Consider the following 20,021-nt stretch of genomic DNA (forward strand, 5'->3'; position numbering starts at 1 on the left):
CAGTCCCGCGGCCCCTGCTGGCAAAAGACGGGCCCCAAGCTTTTCGCTTCGTGTATTTTCGACATCAGCACGGGCGGGCTCGACCACCAGCAGGGGCGGTGCTAGGCCTTGAAGCGATCCTTCGCGCGGCGCGCAAACTCGTTGGTATAGGTCTTGGTGATGTCTATCTTGTCGGCCCTGATGCTGGGGTCGAAGCTGGCCAGCGCCTTGAGGGCCGTGCGCGCGCCGTCGTCGGGAATGATGCCGTCCAGCGAGATCGACTCGCGCACCTTGTTGAAGGACGCCAGGTAGAGCGCGCGGTCGCCCAGCAGATAACTTTCGGGCACGGTCTTGATGATGTCGCCCGGGCCGGCGGTCTGCAGCCACTTGAGGCCATGCACGATGGCATTGGCCATGGCCTGGCAGGTGTTGGGATGCTTTTGCACAAACTCCAGCGGCGCGTAGAGGCAGCCCGCCGGCATGGAACCGCCGAACACCTCCGTCGTGCCCTTGAGGGTGCGCGTGTCGCTGATGATCTTGACCTCGCCTTTTTGCTCCAGCATGGTCATCACCGGGTCGGTGTTGCTCATGGCGTCGATCTGGCCCGAGCGCAGCGCGGTCAGCGCGCCGGCCGCTGTGCCCACGCCGATATAACTCACGTCGCTGGGCTTGAGGCCGGCGCGCGAAAGCACCAGGTTGGCCATCATATTGGTCGACGAGCCCGGCGCCGACACGCCTATCCGCTTGCCCTTGAGGTCGGCCAGCGACTTGTAGTTGGGCAGGTTCTTGGTCGAGATGCCGAAGGCGATCTGCGGCGCCCTGCCCTGCAGCACAAAGGCCTGGAACATCTGGTTCTTGGCCTGCAGGTTGATGGTGTGCTCAAACGCGCCCGAGCACACGTCGGCCGAGCCGCCGACCACGGCCTGCAGCGCGCGCGCGCCGCCCGCGAAATCGCTGATCTCGATGTCCAGGCCCTCGGCCTTGAAGTAGCCCAGCTGTTCGGAAATCGTGAGCGGCAGGTAATAAAACGCGGCCTTGCCGCCGACGGCAATCGCGATCTTGCTTTTTTCGAGTTTGGGCTGGGCCCGCAGCGACGGGATGGCCAGCGTCGCCACGGCCAGCGCGGCGCCGCCGGCAAAGCCGCGGCGGGAAATCAGGGGTGGGCGGTTCATGCAAAGCCTCTTTTCTTGTGGATGGCACAAGCTTATCGAGACGTAAAAAAGCCCGCATCGGGGACATCCCGTGCGGGTTTTTACCAAAAATCAGGCGTTGCGGTTACCAAAGGTTACCGCGCGTAGCGCAGATGCTTCAGCGGTAAGCCGAAAGCAGGATCAGGATGTTGACAAACAGCGCGACGGCCCAGACCGCCGAGCGCGCCTTGGCCAGGTCGGCCACGTACATCATGATGTAGGCGATGCGCAGAAAGACGAACAGCAGCGCCATGATGTCCAGCCGCGTCTGCGCGGCCTGCAGCATGTGCGCGATGATCACCGCCGCGAAGAAAAACGGCAGCGCCTCAAAGGTGTTCTGCTGCGCCGCGTTGGCGCGGCCGCGCCAATCGGTCTGCTTGGCCAGCCAGCCGCGCGGGTTGTGGTTGTCAAAGCCGCCGTCGCGCCGGGGCGTGCTCATCATGCCGTACTTGGCGATCGCCGCGCAGGCGATCGGCAGCAGCGCCGCGATCAGCACACACCAGTAGGCAATGGTGAAACGTGCGTATGTCATGTGGGTTTTCCTTCCGTATGTTGTTGTGTCGTCGCGGGCGCCCCTCAGCGCCTGTCCACCAGCGCATGGGCAATCGTGCCCAGGTCCACGTATTCCAGTTCGCTGCCCACCGGCACGCCGCGCGCCAGGCGCGTGACCTGCACGCCGCGGCTTTTGAGCGCCTGGGCAATCACATGCGCCGTGGCCTCGCCTTCGGCTGTGAAGTTGGTCGCCAGGATCACCTCCTGCACCTCGCGTGAGGCCGGCGGCAGCGCCTCGCCGCGCTCGTCCTTGGGCACCACGCGGTCGAACAGCTTTTGCAGGCCTATGTCGTTCGGGCCTATGCCGTCCAGCGGGCTCAGTTTGCCCATCAGCACAAAGTACAGGCCCTTGTAGGCCAGCGTGCGCTCCAGCGCCGCCTGGTCGGCCGGGGTTTCGACCACGCAGAGCTTGCTGCGGTCGCGCTGCGGGTTCGCGCAGGTGCTGCAAAGCGCCTGCTCGGTCAGCGTGTTGCACAGGCTGCAGTGCCGCACGCTGTCCACCGCATGCTCGAGCGCGCGCGCGATCTGCAAGGCGCCGGGCTTGTCGTGCTGCAGCAGGTGAAAAGCCATGCGCGCGGCCGACTTGGCGCCCACGCCCGGCAGCTTGCGCAGCGCCTGGGTCAGGCCTTCAAGGGCATTGGAGTCAGCCATGTGGAGGGGAAAGCAGCCTGAAAAAGATAAAGAACAAAGGCGTAGCGAGCGGGTTCAGGGCAAGGCGCGGGTGTCAGGCCACCGGAATGCACTTGAGGTGCATGAGGATGGCCTGATCGGGACCCGCAACGCCGCCATGAACCCGCGCAGTAGCCGTTAAAAGGGTAATTTCATGCCGGGTGGCAGGCCGGCCGTCAGCTTGCCCATTTTTTCCTGGCTGACTTCCTCGGCCTTGCGCACGGCGGCGTTAAAAGCCGCGGCCACCAGGTCTTCCAGCATGTCCTTGTCGTCGGCCAGCAGGCTGGGGTCGATCTCGATGCGCTTGACGTCGTGCTTGCAGGTCATGGTGACCTTCACCAGGCCGGAACCGGCCTCGGCCGTCACTTCCACAAAAGCCAGTTCGTCCTGGGCTTTCTTGATGTTGTCCTGCATGGCCTGCGCCTGCTTCATGAGGCCTGCGAGTTGTCCTTTGTTAAACATGGGATCTTCCTTTTGAATCGTGAAATCGGGGAATGTCGGGAGTTGGAATGCGTGCTTACAAGCTGTCTTTGATCATATCGATTTAGCCGCCAGCGGCCGTATGCTGCCGGGGACAATTTTCGCCCCCCAGTCGCGCATCATGTCCTGCACCAGCGGGTCGTTCTGGATCATCTCTTCGGCCGCGCGCTGGCGCTCGGCCGCCGCGGCGCCATTACGGCGCGCCGGGGTGTCGGTGACCGGGCCGACCTCCACCACGAGCTTGAGAGCAGGGTCGCCCACATGGGTTTGCAGCGCTACCTGCAGCTTTTCGCGCGCGGCCGCCTGGTTCAGCGATTCGCGCTCCACGCGCAGCGTCCACAGGCTGCCGTCCTGGCTGCGCAGCTCCGACTGCAGGCCCAGCTCGCGCGTGAGCGCCGCCACGGCCTCGGCCGCGACCATCTGGTTGACCGTCTGGCCCCAGGCTTCGCCCAGCGGCACGGGCACCAGCGGCGGCGGTGTGGTGGAAGGCGCGCTGGCCGGTGGGCGCGGCTGTGGCGGCGGTGCAGACTGCATAGGCGCAGGCTCGGGCATGGCCGGGGCGCTGGCGCTGAAATGGGGTGCGGGCTGCGCGCGCTCGGCTTGCGCAACGGGCGCTGGAGGCGCCACAGGCGGCCTTCTTTCGACAACCGGCGCGGCTGGTGCGGCCGGCGCGGGGGCGGCAGCCATAGGCATAGGGGCCGGCGCGGGCGCAGCGGCCCGCACCACCTCAGGCTGAGGCTTTTTTCCGGGCTCGGCGGCACCCCCCGCATGGCTGGGGGCGGCCGAAGCCGAGGGCTTGAAGGCCAGCAGGCGCAGCAGCACCATGGTCAGGCCCGCGTATTCGTCGGGCGCCAGGCCCAGCTCGCCGCGGCCGTGCAGGCACAGGCTGTAGAGCAGCTGGGTTTCGTCGGCCGGCAGCACGCGCGCCAGCCGCGCCGTCTCGGCGATGTCCGGGTCGGCATCGTCGCCGCCCTCGCCCATCTCGGGCACGGCCTGCAGCACCGCCATGCGCTGCAGCACCGTCGTCATTTCCTCCAGCGTGGAGGCCGCGCTCAGGCCGTTGAGCCGCAGCGCCTCCGAGGTTTCCACCACCGTCTTGCCGTCGCCGCGCGCCAGCGCGTCCAGCAGGCGGTAGACATAGCTGCGGTCCACACTGCCCAGCATGGTGCGCACGCTGGCCTCCTCGAGCGAACCCGAGCCGAAGGCAATCGCCTGGTCGGTCAGCGACAGCGCATCGCGCATGGAGCCGCGCGCCGCGCGCGCCAAGAGGCGCAGCGCCTGCGGCTCGGCCGGCACGTTTTCCACGCCCAGCACCTGCGTCAAATGTTCGAGCACCGTCTCGGGCGCCATGGGCCGCAGGTTGAACTGCAGGCAGCGCGACAGCACCGTGGCCGGTACTTTCTGCGGGTCGGTCGTGGCCAGCACAAACTTCAGGTATTCGGGCGGCTCTTCCAGCGTCTTGAGCATGGCGTTGAAGGCCGTGTTCGTGAGCATGTGGACTTCGTCGATCATGAAGACCTTGAAGCGGCCCACCACGGGTTTGTAAACGGCTTGCTCCAGCAGCTGCGCGATTTCATCGACACCGCGGTTGGAGGCGGCATCCAGCTCGGTGTAGTCGACAAAGCGGCCGCTGTCGATGTCGGTGCAGGCCTGGCACACGCCGCAGGGCGTGGCCGTGATGCCGCCCTGCCCGTCCGGGCCCAGGCAGTTCAGCGACTTGGCCAGGATGCGCGAAATCGTCGTCTTGCCCACGCCCCGCGTGCCGGTAAACAGGTAAGCATGGTGCAAACGCTGGGTCGCCAGCGCATTGCCCAAAGCCTGCACCACATGCGACTGCCCCACCATTTCAGAGAAATTTTTGGGGCGGTATTTGCGGGCGAGAACGAGATAGGACATCCGGAGATTCTAAAGTGCGGAAGGTGGTGTTTCGGGAGGATTTGCCGGACTATCTTCCCCATGGCGCAAGGGTCATTCCCAAGTCCCTTACAATCGTGGGTGACGGGCCTTCCCGCATGGTAAAGCGGCCAACCGGGTCAGGTGGGGAACCAAGCAGCCCTAACTGTGGAGCCAGTGCCGGGGTCAAGGCTCGTCACCTTATTCATTTCAAATCCGCGTTTCTTGCGGGTTTTAAGCCCAAAGCGGCTTCCGTGAACCCTCAATGTGTCAGCCTGGTGCGTCACTTCTGTTAGACCGACCATGACAAACGACACCACGATGGCCGAATTCTTTAAGAAGTAATAGACCACGGCTTTGAATAGCACTTCATTGTTTCTCCATCCCGCCGACTTAGGACTCCGCCAATCTCCCTACAGTGGTCTTCTTTGGGCGTTTTTGAGAGACTGAAACTCTTGGCTTTGTGCTTACGCCTTGTCGGGATGAAGGGCTTACAGAATTTCGCCTGCTTCGAACAGATTTCGGATTTTCAGGTACTTCAGCGGTAGAGAAGATGACACTTGTTGACGCTCCTCCTGTCGGGACATTCGCAAGATAAGGCTCGCCGTAGATTTCCTCGTAGGTTTTATAAAAATCGGGACGCTCGCGAAATTTGTGAAATAAAGGCCAAGTGTGATACGAGCGTTGGTCTAGGATTTCACCAGACTTACCAATGCTCTTCATAATTGAAATAGCTTCGTCGAACTTATCATCTAAGACACACAGCGCGAGCTTAAAGTCGCGATAGCTGGCGGACCAATCCAGCGAGGCTAGAAGTATGCTGGCCTCTTTCTCGTGCTCGGAAAATTTGAGAGCTATCGCTACATTCACAACGCGAATTCGATAGTCAATCTCAGCAACATTTTTGCGCATCGGTTCCGAAAGAGAAAATTTTCCAAGCTCAGCAGCCGTCCTCCATCTTTTCTCCTCTAAGCAGTTGTATAAGTTTTCGTTCAGTGAGGTATGAAGTTCAGTACTTTCACGCGGAAAAACCTTACTCCACAACGTATGACAAAGCATGTATCCGACTTTTGACATAACTTGAATTGCACGTCCGATATAGCGCATATCGACACGCAGCGAGTCGCCATTTTTAGGACGTTCCTGAAATTCCCAGCCCTCCCGTTCGCACACCGACAAGTACTGATCGCTAACCATCCCGTCGTTGTGAGTGAAGATGTTTCGTCGTTGGCTAAGTTCTACGAACTCACCCCATTCTGGAAATTTTCGAAGTGGGAGACCGAATTTTTTCTCCAATTGAGTGAATTGCTCAACGTAGCTATCTCTACGGAATGTCTCAATTTCCTTATCGAGCATCGCCCTTTTAACCGCTTCGAGGTCCTCGTATTCCAATAGATCTTTCAGCGAAATTTCTCGCGAAATTCCTTTTAAAAGATCGGCATTTCGAAGATATATTGTTTTAAGCAGGAGCCCCATGAACGCATCGAACTCACAGAACATCTGCATAAAAAGACTACGGGCTAAAACCGGAAGGGCACGGTTTCCAGTAACCTCGTCCAGCTTCTTGATTGTTGAAGTGAACTCAACAAAGTCGCGCGTAGTTTCGAGGGTGATTTCGTGTTTTTCTCCAGGCTTCGCGGATTCTGGGATGTAGTTTTGTAATTTTTTTTGATGCTTCTTTATTTCATCCGATAGCCACTTCGATAAGTGAGGCATTACGATTTGCACGGTTTGCCCAATGTTTCGAAGAGAGCCTAGATAGCTGCTAGTGAGCGCGTGCAATGGATGACGCTCTTGCAGCGTGGCCAATGCAACCCCTAAATCTTCTTTTGCAATCAATGTGGGATTGACGGGGGAATCGCTGGGGGGGAGTGATTCATCGGATTCGAGTTTGTCATTCATACGAACTCCAGGACTTATAGTTTCTAAAGCTATCGCGGTCGACCTAATCCCTCCAACCAGCACACTGCCCATTCGGTTTGCGATACCCGGGCCCGCCTCTGGACCCGCAGTCACGGCTTCCGCCGCCTCCGCTACGCCCTCTCGAACTGCTGCGCTTACCGCCGCTTCTACCCTTCGCAGTCGCTTCGTTACCGATCAAAGCGGCCATCACCCACGCGGCAAACAATCGCCGCTTCATTTCTTCGTTCCCTCTTTGCCGGTATAGGGATTGGTGTTTCCCTTGTGCGTGTAGTTGTCTTGGGTGGTCGAGTTGGGATTGGTCGCGTGGCTGGGCGCGACATAAGTGCCGTCTTTTTTGGTGTAGCCGTGGATCGAGTGGTTCTGGCTGTTCACATGCCCGGAGGAACTGTGATGGGAGGAACTGCTGGAGTGACTTCCCGAGCTGAGATGCCCACCGCCACCGCCTTTTGCGTAAGCCCCTAGGGAAATGGTGCAAAGCACCAAAAGAATCAATGTTGTTTTCATGCGCGTATCCCATGTCGCCCGGAATGGGCGCCCTGAGTCTGCGCTTTAGTTTTGCGGCGGGCATCATCTACTTGGACGAGATGATGGAGAAACCGGGGGTTTTCCTGAGGCCTGATCCCGCTACAGCCGCTGCTCCACATGCCGCATCAAGCCCTCGCAAGCATCCTCCACCAGGTCCAGCACCTGCTCAAAACCATCCTTGCCACCATAGTAAGGATCAGGCACCACCGGGCTATCGTGCGTCAAACAGAACTCCGTGAGCCTGCGCACTTTGTGAAGATGCTCAGCGGGACACTCGTCCTGGACCAAAGCCAGGTTGTCCCAGTCCATGGCCAGGATCAGGTCGTGGCGCTCAAAATCCGCCTCCGAGATCTGCCGGGCCCTCAAGCCTGAGAGGTCATAACCCCGCCTGGCCGCATGGGCCTGGGAGCGCTCGTCGGGCGGATTGCCGGGGTGGTAGTTGTGGGTGCCGGCGGAATCAACCTGCACTTTTTCGCCAAGGCCGCGCGCCATGACTTTGTGCAGAAACACGCCATGGGCCGTGGGGCTGCGGCAGATATTGCCCATGCAGACAAAGAGGACGGAATAAGGTTTCATGTGAGGGGTGTGGGCCGAAAACTGTCCTGCGAGGCTGGCCCTGCGGCCTTAATCTACCAGAGCGGTTTCGGGTTTTCCGCCTTGCCCCGCGGCCATCCGAGCCGCCGGGCCTGCCGAAAGGGCCATAGCCACAGCCACCCCATGCGTATACAGTCCACTGAACTACAGGACAACAATGCCATGCTGATGACCTGCATAGGGGGCCCTCTTCACGGGCTGCAAGTGGGACTTGCCGACGACGCCCGGGTGTATGAGGTGCAGGACGGCAAGCCGCGTGCGCGTTATTTGCGGCAGGTGCCGTCGCAGCACTACGACCCGCAAACGGGCAACGCGGGCTCCACGGCCTTCTTTGCGCTAAGTTCGCTGAGCGGGATGGAGGTGACGAACCTGATCATCACCCACCTGGAAGGCTTTCGGCCCCGGGTTTTGCCGGTCGCGTCAAAGCCCGTCTGACGCACGCGCGTCCACACCCGGCAAGAAAGATCCATCGAGGGCGGCCGGCCGGCTGGCCTGCATCCCCGGCACCACGGCCGCGGGGTGGTCGCGCTCGGCGCGTTCCTGCATCAGCGCCAGGTGCAGCTGGTGCAAGGCGTCCACGCACTCCAGCACGATGGACTGGACCATTTCCGCGGCCTCGCCGGCCTGCGACCTTTGCGGGGCCGCGAGCTTTTCACCGACGCTGAGCATCAGCCTGACCATGACGGCGCGAAACAGCAGGTCCCAGTCGGTGATCGCGACGTCCAGCGGGTAGTCGGGCAGGAGCGCCTCAAACTGCCGCGCGCGGCGCGAAGCGAGAAGGGCATCGTGGCCGCGCTCGCCGTCGCCTGCGGCCCAGTCGCGCAGGACGTCCAGTACAGCGGCGCTGGCACCGGGCACCTCACGCCGGGACTCCGTCAGGAACCTGGTTGAATTCAGCATGGCCAAGGCCGAGCGTGCCAGCAGCTTGGGGTTGGGGGCGGGTGAGGAAGCAAGTCGGATCATGACAAACCTCGCGAAACAGGGCTGCCGCATGGCGCTGCGGCAAGGGGCGGGTGATGCGATGCGACCCGGCCCGGTTGGATTGGGCTGGGCGATCACCTTTGTCCTTTGTAGGAGGTCTAAACCTGCCCGTCGGTGCGCTGCCGCACATGTGGCGCAAAGGTTTTGAAGGCCGCGGCGGAAAGTGGCCTTTCCCAGTACAGGCGTCAGTGCAGCAGCTGGGCGTAAGTCTGGCGATCGGTCGCATAGCAGCTGCAGGTCGCGGCTTCCAGGCCGGGGCGGTCCAGCACCGTCACATCGCCGCGGTGGTATTCGATGAGGCCGCCGCGCTGCAGGGTATTGGCGGCGGCCGTGATGCCGACCCGGCGCATGCCCAGCATATAGGCCAGGAATTCGTGCGTCACGTGGAAGTGGTCGGAATGCGCGCGGTCCTGGCTCATCAGCAGCCAGCGGGCCAGGCGCTCGGTGGTCTGGTGAAAGCGCAGGCAGGCGGCCGAAGCAGCCTGCTGCGCCATCAGCACATAGAGGTAACGGTTCATGCCGCGCTGCAGCGGCAGGCTGCGCGCCAGCTCGAGCCGGAAGGCCGGTGTGCCGATGCGCCAGGAGGCCCCGGCCCCCTGCACCACCGCATGCAGCGGCGCGGTGACGACGCCCAGCGCAAGTTGCGCGCCCAGCATGCCTTCACGGCCCACCATGCCGACTTCCACCCCAGGACTGCCTTCGACCAGGGCCACCAGCGAGACGAAGCTGTCGACGGGGAAGTAGACGTGGCGCGTGGGTTTGCCGGGCTCGCAGAGCACCTCGGCCAGCGCGAGTTCTACCGGCTCGCAGACGGCCAGCAGGCGCAGGCGGTCCTTGCGGGGAAGGCGCTCGATGAGGTGGTTTTCGACAGGGGCCAAAATGGCTCTCCAGTTAAGAACCTGTTCACGGCCTAAACGGCGCCGCGCAAGCACCTTCTCGGGATGGGATGCAAGGCGCGGTGCGCCAGCCCATAGCATCGCTATGGGCCAGCGCCGCAACGCCGCAGACCGCCCGAGAAGGCGCTTGCCCTCCGGGTTAGGGTGAAATCGGGCGATTGAGCCACCCAGGCCCTTGCATGGGCATTAGCCCATGCGGCGTTCCCGGCCGGCCCACTCATCCCGATTGCACCCTAACGCGGCTCCGTTTAGGCCGTGAACAGGTTCTAGGACATCCCGGATGTGCCGGGCCAATGACAAGGCCGCGCTACTGTCGTCAGTTCAATTCGGTGCCCCAGTATGCACGACGCGCCGCACATCGCACCGTGTGCCAGCGCACACAGCCCGCAAGCGGGCCGCTAGACCGCGAGCTTGTCGGGCAACAGCCGGTCGTATTCCTTCTTGACCACGGCATAACATTCGCAGGTGCGTTGCTCCAGGCCCGGGCGGTCCAGCACGGTGACGCGGCCGCGCGAATAGCGGATCAGCCCGAGGTGTTGCAGCTTGAGCGCGCCTTCGGTAACGCCTTCGCGGCGCACGCCCAGCATGTTGGCGATGAGCTCCTGCGTCATGACGAGTTCATTGCCCTGCAGGCGGTCCAGGCTCAGCAGCAGCCAGCGGCACAGCTGCTGGTCCAGCGAATGGTGGCGGTTGCACACGGCCGTCTGCGCCATCTGCGTGATCAAGGCCTGGGTGTAGCGCAGCAGCAGGTGCAGCACCGGCGCGCGCTTGAATTCTTCCTTGATGGTCTCGGCCTTGAGGCGAAAGCCCTGGCCGGCGCTTTGCACCACGGCGCGGCTGGGGGTGGATTCGCCGCCCATGAAGAGCGAGATGCCGACCACGCCTTCATGGCCGACCACCGCGATTTCGGCCGAGGCGCCGTTTTCCATCACATAAAGCAGGGAGACGATGGCCGTGGTGGGAAAGTACACATGGGCCAGCGTGCTACCCGATTCGTAGAGCACCTGGCCCAGCGGCATGTCGACCCACTCCAGTTGCGGCGCCCAGCGCTGCCACTCTGCATCCGGCAAGGCGGAAAGCAGTTGATTCTTTCTGGGATCGGGGGAAAGGCTGATTGCGAACTCCGAAGCGGGCCTGGTTGCGAGCAGGCCTCTGGCAGAGGTCTCGCACCATCTTCGAAGTATAGGCAGTAAAGGTGTTCCGGTATGTACGCTAGCGCACAAACGAAGAAAAACCGGTTTCGGGCCTGCGGGGGGTACTTCGGCCTACCTGGCCGCCTCTTCAATCGCCTCTGTCGTCTGCAGGGCATGCTGGGCGATCTGCGCCGAGGCCAGCGCCAGAGAGGCGAGCGCGTAGGTGCCGCTGATGATGCCCTTGTAGGCGACCTCCGCCCCAATGGCGTCCTGGCCCAGGCCTTCGGTGGCGGCGATGATGCAGGCCTCGACGCTATCGAGGCCTGCGTCACCATAGAGGTCTTCGCCTTCGTAGCTCACGCGGTACTCAAACTCGTCCTGCATCATGGGTTCGATGTGGAAACGGACAATCATGGCTTCCCCTTTCTCATCAGATTTTTGATGACACGCCGAAGTGTGCGAGAACGCCCTGCCCCGCTACACGGCCGCTGGCAAAACAGGCGGTCAGCAAATAGCCGCCAGTGGGCGCTTCCCAATCCAGCATCTCGCCGGCGCAGAACACGGGCTGGCCTGGGCCTTTGAGGTTTTGCAGCTGCAGTTGCGGGTTCATGGCTTCGAACATCACGCCGCCCGCGGTGCTGATGGCTTCGTCAATCGGCCGGGTGGCGGTCACGCGTACCGGCAAGGCCTTGATGCCGGCAGCCAGGCGCACCGGGTCGGCGATCGCGTCCTTGCCCAGCAGTTCATACAGCATGGCGGCCTTGATGCCGTCCAGGTTGAGGCGGCTTTTCAGGTGGCTGGAGAGCGAGCGCGAGCCGCGCGGGTGGCGCACCTCGACCAGCACCTGTTCGGCGGATTTGTCCGGCAGCAGGTCCAGCATAAAGGTGGCGCTGCCGTGGGCGGCGATCTCGTCGCGCAGCAAATTGGACGCGGCGTACACCAGGCTGCCTTCGACGCCGGTGGCGGTGGCGATGAACTCGCCCTTGCGGCTGAAACTGCGGCCGCGCGAATCGGTGAAATGGATGGCGACCGACTTGAAGGGCTGGCCGGCGAAGCGGCTGGCGAAATGTTCGGTCCAGCCGGTGTGGGGCCGCGGGCTTTTGCCTATCAGCTCCTGCAAGAATTCGCGGCGGGTTTCGCCGGGCTCGGCAGCGGCCTCCTGCAGTTGCGCGGGGCTGTCGGGCCGCGCTGCAACGTCAAACCCGCAATTGGAAGGCAGCAGCGGCGCAATCGCCACGCCGCGCGCGGCCAGCAGCGGCACCCAGACGCCGTCGGAGCCCAGCCGCGCCCAGCTGCCGCCGCCCAGCGCCAGCACCACGGCATCGGCCTGTACCAGCAGCTCGCCGGCGGGCGTTGCGAACTTCAGCGCGCCGTCTTCGGCCCAGCCCAGCCAGCGATGCCGCATGGAGAACTTGACGCCGGCCTGGCGCAGGCGCTGCAGCCAGGCGCGCAGCAGCGGCGCGGCCTTCATGTCCTTGGGAAACACGCGGCCCGAGCTGCCGATAAAGGTTTCCACACCCAGGGCTTCGGCCCAGGCGCGCAGCTCGGTGGGGCCGAAGGCGGCCAGCAGCGGCTGCAGTTGCGCGGCGCGCTCGCCGTAACGGCCCACAAAGGCCTGCGGCGCTTCGGAATGCGTGAGGTTGAGCCCGCCTATGCCGGCCAGCAAAAACTTGCGGCCCACCGAGGGCATGGCGTCATAGACCTCTACCCTCAGGGCCGCGCCGGCGCCAGCCAATACCTCGGCGGCCATCAGGCCGGCGGGCCCGCCGCCTATGACGGCCACACGCAATGCGGCGGCCGGGGTGGAGTCAAGAGGGGATGCGCCAGGTGTCAAGGAGGTTCCGCATGCAGCGGCCACAGGTTAAACAGGAAAATCGGAATGTTCGCGGTCGCGAACACAAAGCGCCTCAAACGGGCGCGGCTCGGCGGAACAGGATGGCCCGATTATTACAGGGAGAGGCCGCTGGGATAGCGACCGGCCACCGGTCCTTACATGGGCGGCGCAAAACCATTGCGCCCGACGATCACGCGCAGCGCGGTCGGCTTGCCGCCCTGCTCCTGGGCGGTGATCATCACTTTGGCGCCGGGTACCAGCAGCGTGTTTTCGTCGGCTTTGCCGGGTTTGAAGGAGACCACGGGCGCATCGGGCGGCACGATGACGGTTTTTTCGCCGTCCTTGTAGCGCAGCGTGAGCTTCTGCCCGCCGGGCACCGACGTGGGCGCGGCGGCCAGGTCGGCCACGGTGGCATTGGTCATGGTGCTTTCGGGCCGCAGGTCCCAGGGGCGGTGGCCTTCGCCGGTGCCGCGCGCGGCTTCGGGAAACACCACGACTTCAAGCGCCAGCTGGCTGCCGTCGGCCTGCGGCATGGCGGCCGTGCCTATATAGCTGCCGGGCTTGATGTCGGCCAGCGCGAGCGGAAAGACTTCCGAGACATCCATCGTGGCGGGCCGCGCCAGCGTGATGACTTCGCCGCTGCGCTCCCGGACCGTGAGGCTGGTGGCATCGACTTTTTCAATCGTGGCGCGCAGGCGCAGCGTGGGATTGGCCGGTGTGGGGCTTTGCGCCAGGGCCAGCGGCAGGGTGGCCGCCAGGGCCAGGGAAGCGGCGAAGTGCTTGAACATGGGGTGCCTTTCAGCCGGCATGAAGTGGAAGGAATAGGAATGGGCGCCGGACAGGCCCGGTGTGATCAGTCAACCAGGACCACAGTTCCCTGCCCCGTCAGAAAAGCCGCTTTGACCGGCGCGCCGGGGTAAATGCGCTGCACCGCCGCGCGGTAGGCCTGCAGCTGCGCAACCAGCGCGGGCTGGCGCTGCGGGGCGCTGGCCGATTTATAGTCCAGCACCCACCAGTGGCCTTCATGGCCGGCATCCTTGCGCTGCACCAGGCGGTCCAGCCGCAGCGCCTGGCCGGCGTAGACCAGATCGACTTCATTGCCCTGCCAGGCCAGCACCTCGGGCCGCCAGGCCCAGGCACCCTCGCCGGCCAGGATGCGGCCGGCCAGCGCGGCCGACTGCGCGGCCTGGGCCGGGCTCAGGCGGAATTCGCGCGCCACGGCTGCCACCTGTTCGGGCAACAAGGCGCCGCCCCATTCGAGCAGGCGGTGCATGGCCTTGCCTATGCGGGCCTTGAGCGAATCCTCATCGAGGCTCTCCACGGCGGGCGGCTGGAGCATCAGGGCCTGGGGCAGCTCGGGCAATTCGGGCAGGTAGAACACGCCGGCATCCGCCGCGTCCGGGCGCCGGCCCGCCGTTTCATCGGCCACAGGCGCGGGCAGTTCGCCCAGCAAGCCCTGCAGGCGCTGCCACCAGCTTTCGGTGGTCACGCGGTGCGGCTCGATGGACGAAATCACCAGGGTGTGGCGCGCGCGCGTGAGCGCCACATAAAGCGCATTGAGTTCTTCACGCTTGCGGGCGGCCTGCTCGGCGGCCAGGGTGTCGGCGGCGCAGGCCGGAGGCCGGCTTTCGCTGACCAGGAAGACAAACTTGCGCGGCTCGGTGGCCTCGCCGGGCCAGTCGACCAGCACACCCATGCTGTCGGCATTGCGCTCGACGGTGTCGGTGTCCAGCAGCAGCACGGCCTCGGCCTCCAGGCCCTTGGCGCCGTGAATCGTCAGCAGGCGCACGGCTTCGCCGCTGACAGTGGCCGGCGCCTGCGTGCCGCCGGCCTTGAGGGCGCGCACAAAACCATAAGGCGTGGCGTAGCGGCCGCCGTCCAGCTCCAGCGAGACGCCCAGCAGCGCGCGCAAATTGGCCAGCACCGCGCCGCGCTGGGCCGTGGGCGCCGCGGCGCCAAAACGCGCGAGCACGTCGCCGTCGTCGTAAATGCCCTGCAGCGCGTCGTGCGGCGGCAGGCTGTCGAGCCAGCTTTTCCAGCGCGCCAGTGTTGCGCCCAGGCCTTGCAGCTCAGGCACCAGCAATTCATCTTTTTGCAGCAGCTCATACCAGGGCTTGCCGTGTTCGCGCTGCAGCAAAGCCAGTTGCACCAGTCCATCATCGGACAGACCGAACTGCGGCGAACGCAGCGCGCGCGCCAGCGACAAGTCATGCTGCGGCGAGACCAGCACGTCGAGCAAGGCGACCAGGTCCAGCACCTCGCAGCAATCAATGAGCTCGGTTTTTTCGCCGACCTGAGCGGGAATGTGCAGCGCGCGCAGTTCGTCCTGTAGCGGCAGCAGGCCGGCGCGCTTGCGCGAAAGCACCATCACGTCCTGGGGCCGCAGCCCGCCGGCGATCTGCTGGGATATCCAGGCGGCGGCTTGGCGCGCTTCGCGCGTGCGCAGGGTTTCCTCGGGCAGTTCGCGCGGGGTGGTCAGGCTGTCGCGCCAGCCGGCGGCCAGCGGCGAGGCTTCTTCCTCGTCCTTGTTGCGCGGAACCGGCGGCAGGCGGCCCACGGCGCCGGCCAGGCCCGAGGCCGTGGTGTGCTCGCGAAAGCCCTCATAGGCGTCGGCTTCGCGCGCCGTCACCATGGCGGCGTTGACGGTGTCTATCACGGCCTCGGCATTGCGGCGCGTGTGGTCGCAGCTGAGCAGATCGCCGCCCAGGCCGTGCACCACAAAAGCCTGCGCGGCGCGAAAGACCTGCGGCTCGGCGCGGCGGAAGCGGTAAATGCTTTGTTTGGGGTCGCCCACCAGGAAGACGCTGGGCGCCGTGCCCGCGCCCGAATAACCGATCAGCCACGAATACAAGGCCTGCCACTGCAGCGGGTTGGTGTCCTGGAACTCGTCGATCATCAGGTGGCGTATGCGCGCGTCCAGGCGCTCCTGCACCCAGCCCGAGAGCACGGGGTCGGCCAGCATCAGCAGCGCGGCGCGCTCGACGTCGTTCATATCGACCCAGCCGCGTTCGCGCTTGAGGGCGGTGAACTGCGCGATCAGCACGCGGCTCAGGCGCGCCATGCGCTGCTGGTGCTGCCAGGCGTCGTGCTGCTGGCGCGCCGCCATCACACGCAGCACCAGGTCCTGGGCGATGCGCACCTGTTCGATGCCGATGATTTTTTCGCCGAACTTGCGCGGCGTGCCTTTTTCGGTCAGCAGGGCCGCGATGGCCGCCGGGAAGTCGCCGGCCGTCAGCGCCTGTTCGAGCTCCACGCCCTTGGCCGAAAAAGTCGGCGCGCTCGCGCGGCCCAGGGCCATGGCGGCGTCCCTCAGGGTCTGCCGGTGAAAGCGGTTGGTGCTGAGAAGTTCTTCGGGTTCGTCAAGCCCGCCGAATTCGGTGAACTGCGCCGCGAAGGGCTGCACAGAGGCGGCGATCACGCCTTTTTCGTCGGCCAGCGTGAATTCGGTGCGCTTGTCGAGCGCAGCCTGCAAAGCCTTGTCGGTCTGGAAGCGGCCGTGGGTGAGCACCACGGCCTCGAAGTCGGCCTTGAGCGCGGCGTCAAGCGCGACCGCCGCGTAAAAACGCCGCCACACCAGGGCGCGCGCGGGCGCGTCGTCTTCGAGCAGCTCGTAGTTGACGGGCAGTTCCAGCCGCTGCAGCACCGCGACCGGCGCGCTGCGCAGCAAGGCCGCGAACCAGCTGTGGAAGGTGCGTATCTGCACTGATCGCCCGCTGGCCAGGATGGAACGGTAGAGATTGGACAGCTGCTCGCGCAGCTGTTGCGCGGCCTGCCGGCCCTTGGCGCCGGCCAGGTCCAGCTGTACGCCGCGCATTTCAAGCTCGCGCTGCAGGGTGGCGTCGTCGGCGTGGGCAAAGGCCTTGAGCCAGTCGTCCAGGCGCTCGCGCATTTCGCCGGCGGCTTTTTTGGTGAAGGTGATGGCCAGGATTTCATGCGGCAAGACCTGCTGGCCGGGCGCGGCCGTGGCACCGTCCAGCAAGGCACGCACGATGCGCGAGACCAGCATCCAGGTCTTGCCGGCGCCGGCGCAGGCCTCGACCGCGACGCTGCGCCGCGGGTCGCAGGCAATCGCATAAAAAGCCTCGGCCGAGACCGGCTCGCCGTTGCATTCGTAGGCGGCGGTGTGGGCGACCAGGGTGTTGGCCGGTGGTGTCATGCGCCCTCCTCCCCGGCGGTAGCGTCCTCGTCCAGACTCCAGAAATCTTTGCGGCATAAACCACGCGCGGCGCAGTAGTCGCAGGCTTTGCCTTCACCCAGCGCCGGCAGGGCCGCGCCTCGTGCGATGCGGGCCATGTCGGTGAGGATGCTGTCTATCAGTTCGTCGCGCAGGCCGACGATCTCGGGTTGTTCGTAAGTTTTGGTCGGCTCTTTTTCGCCGAGGTTGACATAGGCCGCGGCCAGGGTGTCGTCGCTCATTAGCGCGGCGTAAAAGGCCAGCTGGGTGTCTTCCTGGCCGCCCTTGATGCGTTCGGCGGTGGTGGCGCGCGGCTCGGTCTTGTAGTCGATCAGCAGCGCGTGGCCGTCGGCCTGGCGGTCTATGCGGTCCAGCTTGCCGAGCAAGGTCAGCTCGCCCAGCGGCATTTCGCGCCAGACCTCGGCTTCGTCAAAGCTGGCGCCGCTAGCTTCGTGCCCGGCCAGCCATTCGAGGTAGCCTTCGCGCACGCCGGGCCAGGCGGCGGCAAAAGGCAGGAATTCGCTTTCAGTGAGTGCCAGTTCCTGGGCGGCGCGGTCCGCCGCCGCATCCATCATGCTGACGCGGACGGCCGGGTCGCCGGTGGGCTGCGCTTTCAGCGCTTCATGGAAATGCCGCAGCAGGCCGTGCAGCCAGTTGCCGAAGTCGCGCTTGCCGAGTTCGCTTTCCAGCTCCTCGGGCTCCTGCAGCTTGAGCTGGCGCAGGGCAAAAAAGCGGTAGGGGCAGCGGCGCAGGTCTTCATAGGCGCTGGCCGACAGCCGCGTGAGGGGCAAGGCCTCGCCGGTCGGGAAGGGGTGCGGTGTGGGCTGGATGTCCACGGCGCGCAGGCTGCGCGGGTCGGCGGCGGCTTGCGTTTCTTGGGGGGCGTCGTCCTGCGCCAGCAGCAGTTCCTGCACAAAACCGCTGGGGATCAGGTGTTCGCCGGCCTCGCTGCTGCGCCACAGCACGTCAACCCGCGGCGCCTGCAAGGCGTAATGCCAGGCCTGGCGGGCCGCGGCGGCCAGGGTCTCGCGCGAGGGCAGGCCCAGCAGCTCGCGCTGGGTGGGCGTCCAGGGGCCGGCGGGCTCGGGCGAGACCGGCAGGCGGATCTCGTCGCAGCCGGGCAGCACCACGGCGCGCATGGGCCGGCCCAGCAGCTGCGGCAGCGGCAGGATCACGACCTGCTCGGCCGCCGGATGCGGCGGCGCGAACTTGCCCCCTTCGAGTGCCTGGTTGGCCCATTGGGTGAAATCATGCAGGCGCATGACCGGCGAGGCCTGGAATTCAATCTCGGCGCCCTCGTACAAGCGCAGCACCTCGAGCACGGCCTGGCCGGCTTCGTCTTCGGCCAGCGCCTCCCACTGGCCGGCCGATTGCAGCGCGGCACGCAGGTCGCGCAGCCACACAGCCAGCGGGCGGGCGCGGGCCAGGGGCGCGCGCAACGCATTGGCCTGCAGGGCCAGCGGCTGGGTGGCCATAAAGGCCGGTGGCACGATGTCTTCGGCGGCAAATTCCGGCAGGTCGCGCCAGGCGCGCACGCCGACGCGGCGCAGCTCGGTTTCGGCGGCGGTCACCAGCATGGGCTCAAAGGCGGGCGCATTCTTGAGCCAGTCGAGCACGGCGTCTGTCGAAGCATCCCAGGGCAAGGCGCGCAGCAGGCTCATGAGGCCGGCGGCGGCGCGCGTGGTGGACAGCTTCCAGCCGGTTTCATCGCGCATGGCGATGCCGCGCTCGGCCAGCATGGCGCCCACGCGGCGCGTGAGCTGGCGGTCCTGCGCGATCAGCGCGACCGGGCTGTGGCCTTGCGCCAGGTGGGCCAGCACGCAGGCGGCGGCGCGGCCGGCTTCGTCTTCGGCGTCCTGGGCGGCATGCAAGGCGGGCGGCGGGCCGGCTTCCAGGGGAATGCACAAGGGAATGGACAGGGACAGCTTGCCGAAATGGGCTTTGAGCGCCTCGGTCAGCGGGTCGGCCTGGAAGCCTTCGAGCACGGCGAACAGCAGGGGCCGGGCCTGGAACAGGCGGTCGGTCGGGTAGGCCGAGGCCGCGGCCCAGGCCAGCGCAATGCGGCCCACGGCGGCTTCGAGCGCCAGCACCGGGGAATCCAGGCCCGCGCCCAGGGTCTGCGCCAGCCCTTCGCTCCAGGCGCGGCGCCTGGCCGTCATGACGGCGGCGGCCACGCCGGCCAGGCTCCAGGCGGCCTCGACCAGGCGGCTGGCCAGCGCATCCTGCTGGCTGCCCAGGCCGGCGCGCTCCAGCAGCGAGGCGGCGGTCAGCATGTCGACGGCCACGTCCATGCGCAAATCGTCGCCCGAGGGCGTGAACAGGCCCAGCGTGCCGCCCAGGCCGCCGGCCCAGTTCATGGTGGTTTCAAAGCGCGGGACAAAAAAGGTGTCGCCGGCCTGCGCGGCCCAGGCCTGGCGCGCCTGCTGGATCAGCTGCGCATAGGGCAGCAGCACGACGCATTCGGCCGGGTGCACGCCGCGCGCCTCGATGGCCGCGGCCAGCGCGGCCATGGCCTGGCGCCAGCACCGCGCATCAGGCGGGGCGGCGGTGTCGGCAAGGTCGGCGATGGAGGCTGGTGGCATGAGTAGGGTTTGCGACGGGCGACAGGGGGCAACTTGGGACGGGCCGCGGGCGGATTGAGCGGATGGCTATCAGGGTGATAGCCCCTGCCTGCCCGACCCGGCCACTTGCTTTCTGCCACAATGACTGCAACTTTAGCCCTACGTATCGTAACCATCCTAACCAAGACAAAGGAGCCGCCATGGCGAGCGAACTGATCAAACATACCACCGATGCCACCTTCGAAGCCGATGTGCTGCAATCCACCAAACCCGTGCTGGTGGATTACTGGGCCGAATGGTGCGGTCCGTGCAAGATGATCGCTCCCATCCTGGATGAAGTGGCGACCGGCTACGACGGCAAGCTGCAGATCGCCAAGATGAACGTGGACGAAAACCGCGACATCCCCGCCAAGTTCGGCATACGCGGCATCCCCACGCTGATGCTGTTCAAGGACGGCCAGCTGGCCGCCACCAAGGTCGGCGCCATGAGCAAGGCCCAATTGACCGCCTTCATCGACCAGCAACTGGCCTGAAGCTTCGCGCCGGAAAAGGAAGCACGGCGCCCCGCCGCTTCCTGACCGGCGCCCCTCCCCCCGGGCACCCGCCCCGCGCGCATGAAATTAGCCCCCGTTTCCCG

At 65.1% G+C, this 20,021-nt stretch carries 18 protein-coding genes and 1 other RNA gene; 3 read left to right on the forward strand and 16 right to left on the reverse strand.

The window, feature by feature from the left end; all coding sequences use genetic code 11:
- Nucleotides 1-101: 101 nt before the first annotated feature.
- The 5 genes from ACEN9P_RS00195 to dnaX all read right to left on the reverse strand — a co-directional run bounded on the left by ACEN9P_RS00195 (nucleotide 102) and on the right by dnaX (nucleotide 4,766).
- Nucleotides 102-1,151 carry an ABC transporter substrate-binding protein gene (locus ACEN9P_RS00195; protein ID WP_495620754.1) on the reverse strand — a complete coding sequence of 350 codons (1,050 nt, stop codon included), beginning with the start codon at nucleotides 1,149-1,151 and terminating at the stop codon, nucleotides 102-104.
- Nucleotides 1,152-1,287: 136 nt separating this feature from the next.
- Complete coding sequence (locus ACEN9P_RS00200) at nucleotides 1,288-1,701, reverse strand: MAPEG family protein (RefSeq protein ID WP_477713231.1); 414 nt, start codon at nucleotides 1,699-1,701, stop codon at nucleotides 1,288-1,290.
- 44 nt (nucleotides 1,702-1,745) lie between these two features.
- On the reverse strand, nucleotides 1,746-2,372 hold the full coding sequence (gene recR / locus ACEN9P_RS00205; RefSeq protein WP_477663326.1) for a recombination mediator RecR: 627 nt from the start codon (nucleotides 2,370-2,372) through the stop codon (nucleotides 1,746-1,748).
- 156 nt (nucleotides 2,373-2,528) lie between these two features.
- Nucleotides 2,529-2,852 carry a YbaB/EbfC family nucleoid-associated protein gene (locus ACEN9P_RS00210; protein WP_477663327.1) on the reverse strand — a complete coding sequence of 108 codons (324 nt, stop codon included), beginning with the start codon at nucleotides 2,850-2,852 and terminating at the stop codon, nucleotides 2,529-2,531.
- 72 nt (nucleotides 2,853-2,924) lie between these two features.
- Entirely contained in the window at nucleotides 2,925-4,766 is a 1,842-nt protein-coding gene (gene dnaX, locus ACEN9P_RS00215) for a DNA polymerase III subunit gamma/tau (protein WP_477663328.1), read from the reverse strand.
- A gap of 101 nt (nucleotides 4,767-4,867) precedes the next feature.
- Between dnaX and ffs the strand changes: the two genes are divergently transcribed.
- Nucleotides 4,868-4,964: signal recognition particle sRNA small type (gene ffs, locus ACEN9P_RS00220), an RNA gene on the forward strand.
- Between the two features lie 192 nt (nucleotides 4,965-5,156).
- Here ffs and ACEN9P_RS00225 read toward each other — a convergent pair.
- From ACEN9P_RS00225 to ACEN9P_RS00235, 3 genes are all read right to left on the reverse strand, one after another.
- Nucleotides 5,157-6,665, reverse strand: a complete 1,509-nt coding sequence (locus ACEN9P_RS00225) for a hypothetical protein (protein ID WP_495620755.1) — start codon at nucleotides 6,663-6,665, stop codon at nucleotides 5,157-5,159.
- A gap of 234 nt (nucleotides 6,666-6,899) precedes the next feature.
- Nucleotides 6,900-7,058, reverse strand: a complete 159-nt coding sequence (locus tag ACEN9P_RS00230; RefSeq protein ID WP_495620756.1) for a hypothetical protein — start codon at nucleotides 7,056-7,058, stop codon at nucleotides 6,900-6,902.
- Nucleotides 7,059-7,310: 252 nt separating this feature from the next.
- Nucleotides 7,311-7,787: a low molecular weight protein-tyrosine-phosphatase gene (locus ACEN9P_RS00235; RefSeq protein WP_495620757.1), complete on the reverse strand. Its 477-nt coding sequence runs from the start codon at nucleotides 7,785-7,787 to the stop codon at nucleotides 7,311-7,313.
- Between the two features lie 141 nt (nucleotides 7,788-7,928).
- On the opposite strand from ACEN9P_RS00235, the gene ACEN9P_RS00240 reads away from it, so the two are divergent.
- A complete protein-coding gene (locus ACEN9P_RS00240; RefSeq protein WP_495620758.1) occupies nucleotides 7,929-8,240 on the forward strand; it encodes a hypothetical protein in 312 nt (103 codons plus the stop codon).
- Here ACEN9P_RS00240 and ACEN9P_RS00245 read toward each other — a convergent pair.
- From ACEN9P_RS00245 to ACEN9P_RS00280, 8 genes are all read right to left on the reverse strand, one after another.
- Entirely contained in the window at nucleotides 8,226-8,768 is a 543-nt protein-coding gene (locus ACEN9P_RS00245; RefSeq protein ID WP_495620759.1) for a hypothetical protein, read from the reverse strand. The two genes, ACEN9P_RS00240 and ACEN9P_RS00245, sit on opposite strands and share 15 nt — an antisense overlap.
- Before the next feature lie 203 nt (nucleotides 8,769-8,971).
- Nucleotides 8,972-9,664, reverse strand: coding sequence for a Crp/Fnr family transcriptional regulator (locus ACEN9P_RS00250; protein WP_495620760.1), 693 nt, complete (start codon nucleotides 9,662-9,664; stop codon nucleotides 8,972-8,974).
- Between the two features lie 416 nt (nucleotides 9,665-10,080).
- Nucleotides 10,081-10,797, reverse strand: a complete 717-nt coding sequence (locus ACEN9P_RS00255; RefSeq protein ID WP_495622111.1) for a Crp/Fnr family transcriptional regulator — start codon at nucleotides 10,795-10,797, stop codon at nucleotides 10,081-10,083.
- Between the two features lie 150 nt (nucleotides 10,798-10,947).
- Nucleotides 10,948-11,229, reverse strand: coding sequence for a hypothetical protein (locus tag ACEN9P_RS00260; RefSeq protein ID WP_074574703.1), 282 nt, complete (start codon nucleotides 11,227-11,229; stop codon nucleotides 10,948-10,950).
- 16 nt (nucleotides 11,230-11,245) lie between these two features.
- Nucleotides 11,246-12,565 carry a TIGR03862 family flavoprotein gene (locus ACEN9P_RS00265; protein WP_495622112.1) on the reverse strand — a complete coding sequence of 440 codons (1,320 nt, stop codon included), beginning with the start codon at nucleotides 12,563-12,565 and terminating at the stop codon, nucleotides 11,246-11,248.
- 239 nt (nucleotides 12,566-12,804) lie between these two features.
- Entirely contained in the window at nucleotides 12,805-13,437 is a 633-nt protein-coding gene (locus tag ACEN9P_RS00270) for a hypothetical protein (RefSeq protein ID WP_495620761.1), read from the reverse strand.
- Between the two features lie 65 nt (nucleotides 13,438-13,502).
- A complete protein-coding gene (locus ACEN9P_RS00275; RefSeq protein ID WP_495620762.1) occupies nucleotides 13,503-16,805 on the reverse strand; it encodes a UvrD-helicase domain-containing protein in 3,303 nt (1,100 codons plus the stop codon).
- The gene (locus ACEN9P_RS00280) at nucleotides 16,802-19,405 is read right to left on the reverse strand and encodes a PD-(D/E)XK nuclease family protein (protein ID WP_495620763.1); all 2,604 of its coding nucleotides are present in this window, start codon (nucleotides 19,403-19,405) and stop codon (nucleotides 16,802-16,804) included. Before ACEN9P_RS00280 ends, ACEN9P_RS00275 begins: the two co-directional genes overlap by 4 nt.
- 179 nt (nucleotides 19,406-19,584) lie before the next feature.
- On the opposite strand from ACEN9P_RS00280, the gene trxA reads away from it, so the two are divergent.
- A complete protein-coding gene (trxA, locus tag ACEN9P_RS00285; protein WP_477664432.1) occupies nucleotides 19,585-19,917 on the forward strand; it encodes a thioredoxin TrxA in 333 nt (110 codons plus the stop codon).
- The last annotated feature ends 104 nt before the right edge of the window (nucleotides 19,918-20,021 follow it).

This window comes from Polaromonas sp. Polasp52, assembly GCF_059491565.1.